Below are 13,561 nucleotides of genomic sequence, written 5' to 3'. Positions count from 1 at the left end.
TGTTATGCTCCAATACCATTTTTGAGTGTAATACGGTCGACAAAAATTCCAGGAGTAATAATAATCTCTGGATCTAAATCACCGAGTTCACAGATTTGATCGACAGCAACTAAAGTGGTTTTTGCAGCCATAGCCATAACAGGAGCAAAATTTCGAGCAGTTTTGTTATAAATGAGATTACCCCAGCGATCACCAGTCTTGGCATAAATCAGGCTATAATCTACAGGTAAAGCTTTCTCAAAGACGTAGCCTTGACCATCTATTTCTTTAGTTTCTTTATTTTCTGAAAGTAAGGTGCCATAAGCTGTACGTGTATAAAAACCACCGATACCGCAGCCGGCAGCTCTTAAACGTTCAGCAAGGGTACCTTGGGGTACAACTTCCAGCTCAATTTTATTGTTGCGATACAATTCTTCAAAAATATAGGCATCTTTTTGGCGGGGGAAGGAGCAAATCAGTTTTTTAACACGTTTGACTTTTAATAACGCAGCAAGGCCTTGATCTCCATTACCAGCATTATTGCTGACTATTGTTAAATCTTTTGCACCTTGATCAATTAAAGCTTGAATAAGTTCATTCGGCATACCAGAGCCGCCAAAACCGCCGACTGCAATAATAGAACCATCTTGAATATCTTTGACAATATCCTTTGCCGAATTGAAGATTTTATTAATCATCTTACTACCTTGTAAAATTCATGTTTCTTATACTGATAGTAAGTTCACATATTCTTGTGTTTTGCACAATTTACAAATTTGAAAGGTGTGTTAATTTGAGGTTAAGATCATAATGAATGGTGATCATTTTATGCTTAATGAATGTGAGATTTTAAACATTCAATAAAATCTTTAGTAAATTGGCTGATTTCATTAAAGTTGATTGCGCATATTTTAAAGCCGCGATGTGCCCATTTTTCATCAATTTCTCTATATTCGATGTTGGGATGAATGTGTTGTAAACGCCGAAAAGCCGCTAGCGGAATAATTGCGATACCGGCACCTGCAGCCACCATTTGACAGATGGAATCATAGCTTGAAACTTGTACTCTAATATTTATTTTTTTATCTAATTGTTGCGATAGTTTATGTAAAAAAATTTGGATTGCACTGCCTTCATGTAAAGTTACCAGTGAATATTGAATGGCATTCAGTAAGGTAACATTTTTGTATTGCAGAATTGGGTGGGTTTTGGGAGCAATTAAAATGAGATGAGATGAAATTAAAGGCATCGTCTGCAAATTTTTAGTATCAATATTTCCAGAGATAATGCCAAGATCGGCACGCTTGTCTTCAACAATATTTACAATGTCTTCGCTTAACATTTCTTTAAGATTTACATCCACATGTGGATGAATAATTAAATATTCAGATAAAGCCTGAGGGATGTATTCAGTAATTGCAGTCGTGTTAGCAACAATTGATAGTTTCCCAGATATTTGATTATTATATTGAGAAAGCTCTCCTTTAAGACATTCGATTTTATGATAAATTGATTTGGCATATTTTAAATAGATCAGTCCTATTTCAGTCAGTTCAACGCCTTGAGATGAGCGTTCTAAAATTTTCAGTCCTAATTGCTGCTCTAAATTTTTAATTCGGTTGCTGGCTGCTGGTGTTGAAATAAACGTTTTTTCGGCTGCACGTGTTAAATTTTTAGTCTCAGAAATATTCAAAATTAGCCTAAAATCATTGAGATCAAAATTCACAGATTTGCTCCTATTGAATTATTAAAATTGGTTGTTATTAGCACGACATATTTGAATTGGAATATAGTAAAAAGTATTTCATTTTTTATAAAGATATGAAATATAAATTTTATTCGACGAAAGTTAAATTTAGTTGGGATTGATTCTGTTTTACATCACCCCTCTAGAGGAGTGATGACCTAAAAAATCAAGTGAAGAGTAATAGGGTAATACACACCACCATTCTAAGAATGTACCCTTGTGATGTTCATGTTCCCCAAAAAAAACTAACATCACGGCCTTCGTGATGTTGGAAACTGGGCAATACTATATGATTGATTTTTCGGTTAATTCATGAATGTAAATTTCGCTATAACCTAATTCATGAAGAATTTTATGCGTATGTTCACTTAAAGCTGGCACAGCGCTAAGTTTATAGTCTTCATCTTTACGTCCGACAGGTTTTAGTGTAGGAATTTCACCAATTGGAGTATTTACTAAAGTCCAACGTTGCCGTGCTTCTAATTGAGGATGATGCCATAAATTTTGCATTTCATTTACACTGGCATTTGCAATTTTAGCTACATCTAATCGTTCAATGACTTGAGTTTGAGTGAGTGAATTAAATGTATCAATAATAATTTGCTTAAGTTGGTCACGATTCTTTGATCTTTGTAGGTTATTAATAAAATTTTCATTTAATGCAAGCTGAGGCTGTTCTAGAACAATTTTACAAAAAGCTTTCCATTCACGTTCATTTTGAATACCCAACATGACTTTTTTATTATCACCTGTTGGGAAAGGCCCATAAGGATAAATGGTAGCATGAGAAGAACCGGTTCTTGGTGGTGCTGATCCTCCGCGAAGCGTATAATAAAGCGGGTAACCCATCCATTCGGCCATACTTTCTAGCATAGAAATATCAATACGCTTTCCTTTTCCTGTTTGTTGGCGTTCTAAAAGTGCTGAAAGAATATTTGTATAGGCATACATTCCTGCTGCTATATCTGCAATAGAACATCCTGCTTTTATATATTCATCAGGGGTACCTGTAATAGAGAGGAAGCCTGCCTCACTTTGAATAAGTAAGTCATATGCTTTTTTATCTCGATAAGGTCCAGAATGTTCTAAATCATCACCATAACCAGAAATATCACAAACGATAATTTGTGGATTAATTGTTGATAATTCTTCAAAAGACAATCCAAGACGAGAAGCGGAATCTGGCGCAAGGTTTTGTACAAGTACATCGGCTTTTAATACAAGTTGCTTGAGAATATCTTGAGCTGCTTGAGTTTTGATATCTAGTGTTAAACTTTCTTTAGATCGATTGGCCCATACAAAATGTGAAGATATTCCATCGACACGTTCATCATAGTTTCGTGCAAAGTCACCGATATTAGGACGTTCAATTTTAATAACCCGTGCACCTAAATCTGCAAGTTGACGTGTGCAAAATGGTGCAGCAATAGCATGCTCAAGAGCAATCACTGTAATATTGTTTAAAGGAAGCATTAGTTTTATTCCTTAAAAAAAATTTTTGCTTGCATGCAAATTTGACCATTATTCTTTTCGATCCATAATTCACCATTTTCATGCTCAACGTGTCCATAAATTTTAAAATCATCAAAATCGAATACTGGATTAACGGCACGGAATTCAAAATGGCTGATGTTTTTATTTGGATGTTCTTGTTTAAAATGATGAATTAAAAGTGTCGCTAGAAGTGGACCATGAACTACAAGACCGGAATAGCCTTCTTCTTGAGTAGCATAAGGACGATCATAATGAATCCGATGGCTATTAAATGTAATAGCCGAATACCTGAATAGCATTACAGGATCAATAGGGAATTTTTTTTGATAATCAAATATTTTTGTTTCTGTCTGTTCAGTTTGCTTCTGAGCCCTACTGTGTACCTGATTGCTGATATCACGATAAACGATGTCTTGTTCTTCAATAATTGCCAGTTCATTTTCTGCATAGATTGAATGCTGAACGGTCACGAAATACATATCACCGCTTTTACCATGTTTGAGTTCAACCTTTAAAATTTCAGATTCTCGGCGCAAAGATTGATGGGCGACAATAGGTCTGATAAATTCTAATCGGCTACCTGCCCACATACGTTTAGGGAAGGGAATAGGTGGCAAGAATCCACCTTTTTTAGGATGGCCATCTACAGCAAGGTCTTGTCCATTCACTAATGGCAGAAAATAAAACCAGTGATATAGATGTGGCAAATCCGCTGGCAACTTATCTGTTTCGCTTAGTAAGGCCTGCATCATTGCGACAGAGCGATAATCTGAATAATCATTCTGTATTTCTTTCTTTCCAATCCAATTGCTGTAGTTTTCCATGGAAATTCCTCAATTCTTTATGTGTTTAAATTAGCCTGTTTTAAAATTTTTTGTGCTCTTAGAATGACAGGTAAATCAATCATTTTTCCATCCAAACTAATGGCTTGTCCCTGTGTTTGATTAACCGCATTCAATACCCGCTGTGCCCATGTGAGTTCAGCATCAGTTGGAGTAAACGCGGTGTTTACAATATCGACTTGGTTAGGATGAATGCAAAGCTTCCCCGCAAAACCTAGTTGTTTTGCTTGTAGTGTTTCCCGCTCAACTAAGGCTTTATTTTTAAAATCAACCGTAACACCATCTACAGGCGATTCGATTCCTGCTAGTTTGGATGCCAATACGAATTCATTTCGAAATGACAATAACTCTTCATAGCCACCTTGCATATTCATCTCTAACTGAAAATCAATTGAACCAAACATTAGTGCCTTAACCGATTTTGCTTGAGCAATTTGACGGATATTGGCAAATCCAAGCGGAGTTTCAATCAATGCGAATACATCAATTGCACGAAGAGCTGTAACGGCATCAATGTCAGCAACTGATTCAGTTTTTGGTAAAATAATTGCTCGAATATTACTAAATTTGGTCAATTGAATATCATCTACAAACCATTCGCTGCTTTTTGAATTGATACGGATCATTACATTTTCTAGTGGATGATCAGTCAACCAGGTTTTAAGCTCATCACGTGCAGAAATTTTCAGATCAACTGGAACTGCATCTTCTAAATCAATAATGATGGCATCAGCTTTTGTATTAAGCGCTTTTTCAAAACGTTCAATGCGATTGGCCGGTACAAAAAGATATGAACGCGCAGACTTCTGTACTTTTTCCATAATTCAGCCCCTCTTAGAAAGAACGTGGTAAATCAAGTAAATGCTCAGCGACATAACTGAGAATTAAATTGGTTGAAATAGGCGCAACTTGATATAAACGAGTTTCACGGAATTTGCGTTCAATGTCATATTCATTGGCAAAGCCAAAACCACCATGAAATTGTAAGCAGTGATTCGCTGCCTCCCAGCTTGATTTAGCAGCTAGATACTTCGCCATATTGGCTTCAGCACCACAAGCTTGACCATGATCAAAAAGTTCACAAGCACGGAAACGCATTAAGTTGGCAGCTTCAATTTCAATAAATGATTCTGCAAGTGGAAATTGTACTCCCTGGTTTTGGCCAATCGGACGCCCAAAGACTTCGCGCTCTTTGACATATTTGGTTGCACGGTCCATAAACCAATAGCCGTCACCAATACATTCCGCAGCAATTAGGGTGCGCTCTGCATTTAAACCATCCAGAATATATTTAAATCCTTTGCCTTCTTCACCAATCAGGTTTTCTTCAGGAATTTCCAAATTCTCAAAAAAAAGTTCGTTGGTTTCATGATTTACCATATTTGGAATTGGTTGCACTGCCATCCCTGATTTCGTTGCTTCTTTAATATCAACCATGAAAATGGACATACCTTCAGATTTTTTTTTCACTTCAGCTAAAGGTGTTGTTCGTGCAAGAAGAATCATCCAATCACTATGCTGAACACGTGAAATCCAGACCTTTTGGCCATTAATCACATAGCGGTCACCTTTTTTAACTGCAGTGGTCCGAATTTTGGTGGTATCCGTCCCTGTCGTCGGTTCAGTAACTGCCATGGACTGCAGGCGCCATTCACCAGAAGCAATTTTAGGCAAATAAAACTCTTTTTGTGCCTGAGAGCCGTTACGCAGCAGGGTACTCATGTTATACATTTGACCGTGACATGCACCGGAATTACCACCGCTACGGTTAATCTCCTCCATCACCACTGAGGCTTCTGCTAATCCCAATCCTGAACCACCGAATTCTTCTGGAATCATGGCCGCTAACCAGCCTGCATTGGTTAAAGCATTGACGAATTCTTCAGGGTAGGTTTTTTCCTCATCAATTTTGCGATGATATTCATCTGTAAACTGCGCACATAACGCACGAACAGCTTCACGGATTTCAGGATAATTATTAAAAGTGCTTTTCACTAGGATGTTCTTATCTTAATCTTTGTATATTTCGATCATATATTGTTATGTGAGTCAATTTAAAATAGTATAATTTGATGGAATGCATGCTGAAAAATGATTGAAATGGACATCAAACAATTACGTACTTTTATTACTATTTTAGAAGTGGAGAACCTCACTAAGGCAGCCGCAATGCTGAATATTGTGCAGCCAGCAGTATCGCGTCAAATTCAAATGCTTGAAGAAGAATTGGGTGTAAAATTGTTCAACCGGTCACGTCATGGCATGGCTTTGACAGATGATGGAAAACTGCTTGAACCTTATGCAAGAAGAATTCTGGAAGACCTTGAAAGCGCTAAATTAGAATTGACTGCGAATAAGGGCATTATTCGGGGAAAAGTTCATATCGGAGTGTTATCGAGCATCAGTGAGCTGCTTTCTACTCTAATTATGAGTGTGATCAAAGAAAAATATCCTGAAGTACAAGTGAAAATTTCTGTTGGATATTCAGGGCATTTAAAAGAATGGCTGGAGGCAGGGGATATTGATTTAGCCCTAATGTATGATTCTACACCTTCTAAATTAATTGATTTGACGCCTTTAGTGAGAGAGCCTTTATTTTTAATAGGCGCAGGCCATACAACGTTGCAGTTAAATCATCCTATGGATTTAAAAGAGCTTGAAAATTTCCCATTAATTTTGCCATGTCATCCTCATCGTTTGCGTACGCTTATAGAACAGGCCTATAAACAAAATAAGTCAAATTTAAATATCTATGCCGAAACAAATGATTTAAGCATACAGAAGCAGTTGGTCATACAAGGCTTTGGATATACTGTTTTACCTTTAGTTTCAGTTATCAATGAATTTAACAGTGGTTTAATGAAAGCCGCACCAATTGCAGGCAATGAATTTATACGCGTTATTACTATGGCGATGCATTCTACAAGGAATATTCCCAAGCATGTTCGTATTATTTCGGCTGAAATTATGTTTTGCGTAGAACAATCCATTAATCAGAAAAAATGGCCGAATGCTGAATGGATATATAAAAGTTAATTAATGAATAGCCACCTATTTTGTCGACATTTATTTGAACGGCTGGATAGCAACTTGTCCAGAATGCCATCACAAAATACCAATATACAGTTGACTAGTCTACAAGATATTTTGCAAGGTTAAAGCAATGTACTATGATAAGATTAACTCGTTAGGTTAGGTGGCCTAACTTAAATAAAAATGTCTCCGAAGAAACTGATACGGTTCACGCTCTCGGATAAAGTTCAAACGAATGATTTGATCGATTTTACGCACAAAGTGGGCTTTCGGCACTAGATTATCTAGTGTGACCATTTCGATTTTTTGTTGAGTAGATTAAGATTTCAGCATGAAACTATGATAAAAAAATCTCACAAAAATGTGAGACCTTTATCAGCAATCTGAGGTACATACAGTATCTTTTTTATATTGACTTTAATCACAGAACACTGTAAATTCTTCAGCGCTTATGCGTGGGGTATGCAATTGATTGACCATTTGGTCTGGGTCGGCATAACCAAGTGCAATAGCACAAACCAATTCTTCGTCTTCTGGTATCTCCAGTACATCTGCAACAATTTGATGAAAGGGATTCCATGCCGCTTGTGGACAGCTGTCAATTCCACGAGCCTTTGCTGCAATCATGACATTTTGGATCATCATGGCAATATCCATTTTTGATCCGGTTTCTAATGTCCTACTTAAGCTAAAAAATAGTCCTACAGGTGCATCAAATAATTCATAATTACGTAAATGCTGTTGCTGCATTTTTTGTACTTCACCTTTTTTAATATTTAGTAAGCCATACAGCTCCCAGCCATTTTCACGACGGCGTTCGATAAATGGCGATGTCCATTTTTTCGGATAATACTGAAAAGTTTCTTGATACAGTTGTACTTTTTCCGATTGCGCAAAAATCTCACGCTGTGCGGTACACACCTGCTCAATTAGTTGTTGACGTTTTTGTCCAGTAACCACATAGACTTTCCATGGCTGAATATTATTGCCAGATGGTGCTCGGCTGGCTACATTCAAAATATCTATAATGGTTTGGCGGTCAATAGCGATACTTTTAAAAGCCCGCACTGAATGCCGTGAACGAATAGCTTGATCGACCAAGATATGCTGCATGATAAATTCCTTTTTTATATGATGCCCAAATTGACTTTATACAGATCAGTTGATCTGATTAAGGTCTATTTTTCAGGTACTGCGATTTGAATCTGTTTCAGGCCGTGATTAACTTTATTAAGCAAGTGAATCATACTCGCTAAATCATCAAGGCTAAAACTGGCCATAGCCTGTTGGTAAAACTGGAAAAAGCGCGCTTGCAAGTCTTGCCAGTTTTGCTGTCCAAAAGGCGTAAGTGCTACATTTTTGGCACGTTTATCTTCATGGGATGTTACGCGCTCAACACTACCTTCACGTTCTAAGCGCTTCAAAATATTGTCTAGGCTTTGCCTGCTAATACCTAGATATTCAGTCAAATCTGAAAATGACATACCCGCTTCATTTACATGCGGCCGTGAAAGTGCACCAAGTACTGCCCAATGCACTGGAGATATACCAAGTTCGTTTAGACATTGCCGGTCAAGGCTGTTGCCTACCTGAAATAATCGGAAAAAAAGTCGATTATGTAGCATGTATAAAGACTGATCGTAGCTCTCTAAATTGAAGTCCGGCATATTTTTAGGTGCTTATTGTGGCTGCTATTTTGTCAACAGTATATCGGCTATAGCTGGAAAGTGAACGGCCACATATGTATTTCTCATCGCTATTTTATTTGTTACCCGTGATATCCGCACCTGCACAAAACGCTTTATTGTCGCCGGTAAAAATGGCAGCACGTAAATTCTTTAAGGCAATCTCACTAATGATTTCTTGCAATTGCTCAATCATTTGAGTATTCAGCGCATTTCTAGCTTCAGGACGTTTGAGAGTAATGATGGCGAGATTGTTTTGGTACTTTAGTGCTGTGTACATGGTAGATATGCTTATTTATTTATAACCATATAGAGCATAAGTTTTTTGTTATTTATGTCAACATATATACATAAATTAAATAATAAACTATTATTTACAGGTATTATTGTGTAAAAATAAGTAATGGTATTGATATAAATATTTATCTCATTCAATTTGAATCGTGATTTGGAATATGCAGGCTTAAATTCTATCTGTAGTTGAAATGGGATTATAAGCGGGCTAGCTAATACCACGAAGATGAAAAAATTTTTACAAGTAAAAAATCAAAAAATAGAACAATCAAGGAGTTGATTGATGACAAAAGTAGATATGCAAAGTTTGGCCAGCGAGGCTAAATTTAATGGATTTCATACTAAAGTACTGATTTGGTGTATGTTGATTATTATTCTTGATGGCTATGATATTTCTGTAGCTGGAGCTGCCTTGCCGTCGATTATGGAACAAATGAATGTCAGCGCATCTACAGCTGGATTTATGGCAAGTTCAGCTTTGTTTGGCATGATGGTAGGGGCGATTTTTTTTGGCGGCTTGGCTGATAAAATTGGTCGGCGTTTAACGATTGCCATCTGTGTTTTCTTATTTAGTGCATTTACGGCAATTGCTGGTTTAACTGATGATCCTGTGACATTTAGTATAGTCCGTTTCATTGCAGGACTTGGGATTGGCGGTGTGATGCCGAATGTCGTGGCACAAATGACAGAATATTCGCCTAAAAAAGTGCGTAATGTGATGACCTCATTAATGTTTTCCGGTTATGCCGTAGGAGGGGTTTTGGCGGCAGTTTTAGGAAAACAATTTATTGCACAATATGGCTGGCAAGTGGTGTTCTATGCTGCAGGTTTGCCAGTTGTGTTGCTACCGTTTATTTTAAAATCGATGCCGGAATCAGTCGTATATTTGGTAAAAAAGAATAAGCAGGCCGAACTGCGTAAAATTGCAGAGCAAATTGCACCAGATGTGAATTTTGCAGTGGATGCTGTTTTTGTTAATGGTTCATCCAACGCGACATTAAAACCCACAGCGAAACTTTTATTTAGTAACGGACGTGCTTTTAGTACCTTAATGTTTTGGGTTGCGTTTTTCACTTGTTTATTTATGGTTTATGCACTCAGTACTTGGTTGACAAAATTAATGGCGATGTCAGGTTATTCGCTAGGTTCGGCCTTAACTTTTGTAATTGCATTGAATGTTGGTGCAATTGTTGGCGCTGTCGGCGGCGGCTGGCTGGCAGACCGATTCCATATTAAATGGGTACTAGTCATTATGTACATTTTAGGCAGTATTTTCTTATATTTAATGACTTTGCCGATGCCAGTCACGATGCTTTATTTTATTATTGCAGTTGTTGGTGCTTGCTCTACTGGCGCGCAAATTGTGGCTTATTCTTATTGCGGTCAATTCTATCCAAGCGTGATCCGTTCGACAGGGATTGGTATGGCATCGGGCGTTGGACGTCTAGGCGCAATTGGCGCACCACTGTTAATTGGTTTTATTGTGGCTTTGAACTTACCGATTCAGCAAAATTTCTTTGTCATTGCACTTGCAGGCTTAATTGGTGCGGTGGCTCTATCTTTGATTAATCATCGACGTGCAGATATGGCACAAATTCAGAATGAATCTGATTTTAATATGAAAGTAGAGGAAATATAAAAATGAAAGCAGTGGTTGCTGTAAAACGTGTGGTTGATGCCAACGTTAAAGTTCGCGTTAAGCCAGACAATAGTGGGGTTGACTTTACTAAGGTTAAAATGTCAATTAACCCATTTTGTGAAATAGCAGTGGAAGAAGCGGTCCGCTTAAAAGAGAAAGGAGCTATTTCTGAAATCGTTATTGTTTCTATTAGTCCTAAAGAAGCTCAAGAACAAATCCGTTCTTCAGTGCCAGAGCTGGCGCGAAACCTGTAAGCCAGCGCAATATTTTATTTTCTTAAACAGCCGGTATTTTACAGGCTGTTTTTATGCAGCTCATTTAAAAAATCAGTCACGTAGATTTTAAAGTTTAACCAAATCTTAATTTCAAGACTTTTATTTTAAATTTTTTGCCTTTTGTGGAATTTATTCTATTTGAACTTTTCATTATTATGGGCTTGATCTTTAGATATCAACGGCCGTTAAGGCTAGGCATTGGCGCAAAGCATAGATTTTATCTAGTCAGCACAGATGTGTTTAGAAGGATTAGCGCGAGTAAAATATATAGAATTAAAAAAGCCGATATTGGTGGGCTTGCTAGTATCGGCTTAATTTTACTTTAGCCTTTATAAGGCGTTTAAGGCTTCTTGAATATTCTGTACCATGTAAATTAAACGTGGGCCAATTTCATTTTCAAGCTTTTCTTGATCGACCAAATAACTTGGCGCACCGCAGTTAAAAACCAGCAGCCCATGCATTGGGTGCACCATTGGTACCGCAACTGAGTTGACTTCTTTGTGCCATTCACTCAGTGATAGGCAATAGCCATAGTTTTGATAGTCATGAAAAGAACGTTCTAAACCGCGTTTCACTTTCGGCCAATCCTCTTTATGACGTTTTGCCAATGCTTCCATAATAAAATTGCGTTCATTTTCCGGTAATGCCGCTAAACAGGCACGGCCCATCGCGGTATTGTGTAGCGGAATGGTCGAGCCAATTGGGCGGCGCATGGTCAGGTTAGATTCAGCCTGAACCACATCTAAATACAGCATAGTCAACCGGTCGCGGGTCGCCATCGCCACCGGTGCTTGGGCATATTTCGCCATTTCTTCCATATAAGGCCGTGCATGAATACGTGCGGAAATATTGGAAAGTGAGGCGTAGCCCAATGCCAACACACCTGTGTCTAAGGTGTACTTGGTGGAATTAGGTATTTGCTTTAAATAACCCAAAGACACCAATGTGCTGGTAATACGAGCAATAGTCGGTTTCGGCAAGCCGGTTAATTGCGACAGTTCTTGATTACCTAAAATCTGTGCAGATGGGGTAAAGCAGCGCAGAATCTCTAAACCACGCGCTAAAGATGCAATAAATTGCGGATTATTTTCACGATGAATATGTGAGATGGGATCCAAGCGGATCTCATCCAAGTTTATTTTTTTTCCGATCTGCTCAGGAGCAGTTTCATCTTGCGGGTGCATAATATTTGAAAAGGTCATAAATCACTGTGCAATTATCATAGCAATAAATTTCGCTATACAAAACTTTTTGAGATAGTTTTCATCCAGTGTTGTATAGCGAAAAGCGACTACCCAAAGCGGGCAGATGGACTGCGGGCATTAGAGTTGGCTGTTTTCAATCACCATTGCCAAGCCTTGACCGACGCCAATACATAAACTGATAACAGCATATTTTTGCTTTTTACGCTGCAGCTGGCGTGCAGCAGTCAGTGCCAAGCGTGCGCCGGAACAGCCCAGTGGATGTCCGATTGCAATTGCACCGCCATTTGGATTAACCCGCGGATCGTCAAATGCAATATCCAGTCCTTTCAAACAAGATAAAACCTGCGGTGCAAAGGCTTCATTGATTTCAATTACATCCATATCATTCAAAGTCAGATTTGCGCGTTTAAGCGCTTTGCGGATGGCTTCAATTGGACCTGCACCCATAATGCGCGGTTCAATACCAGACGATGCAGATGCTAGAATTTTTACCAATGGACGCATACCGTATTTTTCTTGCAATACACTGCTGCCAATCAACAAAGCTGCAGCGCCATCATTGACGCCAGAAGCATTGCCTGCTGTCACCACACCGTCTGTAAATAGCGGTTTTAACTTTTGCAGAGCTTCAAAATTGGATGTAGGGCGTGGGTGTTCATCCTCATTAATAATTTTAGGCGGGGCTTTACGGCCTTGCGGCACTGCAATGGCTAAAATTTCATCTTGATAAAAGCCATCCTGTTTGGCTTGCTCATATTTGGCTTGTGACGCTGCTGCAAATTGGTCGGATGCTTCACGGCTAATGCCAAAGGCTTCTGCGACATTGTCACCGGTTTCCGGCATGGACTCATTGCCATACAGTTGGGTCAGTTTAGGATTGGGAAAGCGTGCACCAATAGTAGTATCAAAAATTTTGGCTTCGCGACTATATGCACTTTCCGCTTTGCCCATCACAAAAGGTGCACGCGACATGCTTTCTACACCGCCGGCAATATAAACATCGCCTTCTTGGCATTGAATGGCACGGGCTGCATCAATCACCGCAGCTAGACCACTGGCGCAGAGGCGGTTCACGGTCTGTCCGGCGACAGTTACTGGTAAGCCTGCAATTAACAATGCATTGCGTGCGACATTGCGGCAGTCTTCACCAGCTTGATTGGTATTACCTAAAATCACTTCTTCAATTTCTACTGGTTCAATACCAGTTTTTTCGACAAGAGCCTGAATGACCTGCGCTACCAAATTATCGGGTCGGATGCTGGCAAGGCTGCCCGCATGGCGACCGATAGGGGTTCGTAATCCTGCATAAATGTAGGCATTCATAAGTTTATTCCTTGCAGAGTGGGCGTTGAATTTATTTTTAAAATG

13 protein-coding genes and 1 pseudogene are annotated in these 13,561 nt (G+C 38.7%); 3 read left to right on the top strand and 11 right to left on the bottom strand.

Annotation, left to right across the window (positions count from 1 at the left end; all coding sequences use genetic code 11):
• Positions 1 to 2: 2 nt before the first annotated feature.
• The 6 genes from QSG86_RS16375 to QSG86_RS16350 all read right to left on the bottom strand — a co-directional run bounded on the left by QSG86_RS16375 (position 3) and on the right by QSG86_RS16350 (position 6,057).
• Entirely contained in the window at positions 3 to 677 is a 675-nt protein-coding gene (locus QSG86_RS16375; protein ID WP_317032459.1) for a 3-oxoacid CoA-transferase subunit A, read from the bottom strand.
• A gap of 134 nt (positions 678 to 811) precedes the next feature.
• The gene (locus QSG86_RS16370; RefSeq protein WP_317032458.1) at positions 812 to 1,705 is read right to left on the bottom strand and encodes a LysR family transcriptional regulator; all 894 of its coding nucleotides are present in this window, start codon (positions 1,703 to 1,705) and stop codon (positions 812 to 814) included.
• A 306-nt stretch (positions 1,706 to 2,011) separates the two neighbouring features.
• A complete protein-coding gene (locus QSG86_RS16365; protein ID WP_317032457.1) occupies positions 2,012 to 3,199 on the bottom strand; it encodes a CaiB/BaiF CoA-transferase family protein in 1,188 nt (395 codons plus the stop codon).
• Between the two features lie 5 nt (positions 3,200 to 3,204).
• A complete protein-coding gene (locus tag QSG86_RS16360; protein ID WP_317032456.1) occupies positions 3,205 to 4,044 on the bottom strand; it encodes a MaoC family dehydratase N-terminal domain-containing protein in 840 nt (279 codons plus the stop codon).
• A gap of 17 nt (positions 4,045 to 4,061) precedes the next feature.
• Positions 4,062 to 4,883, bottom strand: a complete 822-nt coding sequence (locus QSG86_RS16355) for a CoA ester lyase (RefSeq protein WP_317032455.1) — start codon at positions 4,881 to 4,883, stop codon at positions 4,062 to 4,064.
• Positions 4,884 to 4,896: 13 nt separating this feature from the next.
• Positions 4,897 to 6,057, bottom strand: coding sequence for an acyl-CoA dehydrogenase family protein (locus QSG86_RS16350; RefSeq protein WP_317032454.1), 1,161 nt, complete (start codon positions 6,055 to 6,057; stop codon positions 4,897 to 4,899).
• A gap of 96 nt (positions 6,058 to 6,153) precedes the next feature.
• Here QSG86_RS16350 and QSG86_RS16345 point away from each other — a divergent pair, with 96 nt between their 5' ends.
• Entirely contained in the window at positions 6,154 to 7,098 is a 945-nt protein-coding gene (locus tag QSG86_RS16345) for a LysR family transcriptional regulator (RefSeq protein WP_317032453.1), read from the top strand.
• Between the two features lie 414 nt (positions 7,099 to 7,512).
• On the opposite strand, the gene QSG86_RS16340 is transcribed toward QSG86_RS16345, so the two are convergent.
• The 3 genes from QSG86_RS16340 to QSG86_RS16330 form a co-directional block, all read right to left on the bottom strand.
• A complete protein-coding gene (locus tag QSG86_RS16340; protein ID WP_317032452.1) occupies positions 7,513 to 8,208 on the bottom strand; it encodes a nitroreductase in 696 nt (231 codons plus the stop codon).
• A gap of 65 nt (positions 8,209 to 8,273) precedes the next feature.
• On the bottom strand, positions 8,274 to 8,762 hold the full coding sequence (locus QSG86_RS16335; protein WP_317032451.1) for a MarR family transcriptional regulator: 489 nt from the start codon (positions 8,760 to 8,762) through the stop codon (positions 8,274 to 8,276).
• Between the two features lie 94 nt (positions 8,763 to 8,856).
• Positions 8,857 to 9,060 (bottom strand): enoyl-CoA hydratase/isomerase family protein, encoded by a 204-nt coding sequence (locus QSG86_RS16330; RefSeq protein ID WP_317032450.1) that lies wholly within the window; start codon positions 9,058 to 9,060, stop codon positions 8,857 to 8,859.
• A gap of 297 nt (positions 9,061 to 9,357) precedes the next feature.
• Here QSG86_RS16330 and QSG86_RS16325 point away from each other — a divergent pair, with 297 nt between their 5' ends.
• Entirely contained in the window at positions 9,358 to 10,713 is a 1,356-nt protein-coding gene (locus QSG86_RS16325) for an MFS transporter (protein WP_317032449.1), read from the top strand.
• A gap of 2 nt (positions 10,714 to 10,715) precedes the next feature.
• Positions 10,716 to 10,943, top strand: a pseudogene (locus QSG86_RS16320) (electron transfer flavoprotein subunit beta/FixA family protein); the annotation flags it as partial.
• 374 nt (positions 10,944 to 11,317) lie between these two features.
• On the opposite strand, the gene QSG86_RS16315 reads toward QSG86_RS16320, so the two are convergent.
• On the bottom strand, positions 11,318 to 12,172 hold the full coding sequence (locus QSG86_RS16315) for an IclR family transcriptional regulator (protein WP_317032627.1): 855 nt from the start codon (positions 12,170 to 12,172) through the stop codon (positions 11,318 to 11,320).
• 138 nt (positions 12,173 to 12,310) lie between these two features.
• Positions 12,311 to 13,516, bottom strand: coding sequence for a 3-oxoadipyl-CoA thiolase (locus tag QSG86_RS16310; RefSeq protein WP_317032448.1), 1,206 nt, complete (start codon positions 13,514 to 13,516; stop codon positions 12,311 to 12,313).
• Positions 13,517 to 13,561: the final 45 nt, after the last annotated feature.

The sequence above is a fragment of the Acinetobacter sp. SAAs474 genome, from assembly GCF_032823475.1.
Taxonomy (GTDB): Bacteria; Pseudomonadota; Gammaproteobacteria; order Pseudomonadales; family Moraxellaceae; genus Acinetobacter.
Note: the sequence above shows the minus strand (reverse complement) of the source record. Positions and strands in the feature narration are given on the sequence as shown.

Bases quoted from the DNA above. Each gene is read 5' to 3' on its own strand.
- QSG86_RS16330 (WP_317032450.1), bottom strand. From the start codon at position 9,060: ATGTACACAGCACTAAAGTACCAAAACAATCTCGCCATCATTACTCTC.
- QSG86_RS16360 (WP_317032456.1), bottom strand. From the start codon at position 4,044: ATGGAAAACTACAGCAATTGGATTGGAAAGAAAGAAATACAGAATGAT.
- QSG86_RS16310 (WP_317032448.1), bottom strand. From the start codon at position 13,516: ATGAATGCCTACATTTATGCAGGATTACGAACCCCTATCGGTCGCCAT.
- QSG86_RS16375 (WP_317032459.1), bottom strand. From the start codon at position 677: ATGATTAATAAAATCTTCAATTCGGCAAAGGATATTGTCAAAGATATT.
- QSG86_RS16345 (WP_317032453.1), top strand. From the start codon at position 6,154: ATGATTGAAATGGACATCAAACAATTACGTACTTTTATTACTATTTTA.
- QSG86_RS16335 (WP_317032451.1), bottom strand. From the start codon at position 8,762: ATGCCGGACTTCAATTTAGAGAGCTACGATCAGTCTTTATACATGCTA.
- QSG86_RS16365 (WP_317032457.1), bottom strand. From the start codon at position 3,199: ATGCTTCCTTTAAACAATATTACAGTGATTGCTCTTGAGCATGCTATT.
- QSG86_RS16340 (WP_317032452.1), bottom strand. From the start codon at position 8,208: ATGCAGCATATCTTGGTCGATCAAGCTATTCGTTCACGGCATTCAGTG.
- QSG86_RS16315 (WP_317032627.1), bottom strand. From the start codon at position 12,172: ATGCACCCGCAAGATGAAACTGCTCCTGAGCAGATCGGAAAAAAAATA.
- QSG86_RS16355 (WP_317032455.1), bottom strand. From the start codon at position 4,883: ATGGAAAAAGTACAGAAGTCTGCGCGTTCATATCTTTTTGTACCGGCC.
- QSG86_RS16325 (WP_317032449.1), top strand. From the start codon at position 9,358: ATGACAAAAGTAGATATGCAAAGTTTGGCCAGCGAGGCTAAATTTAAT.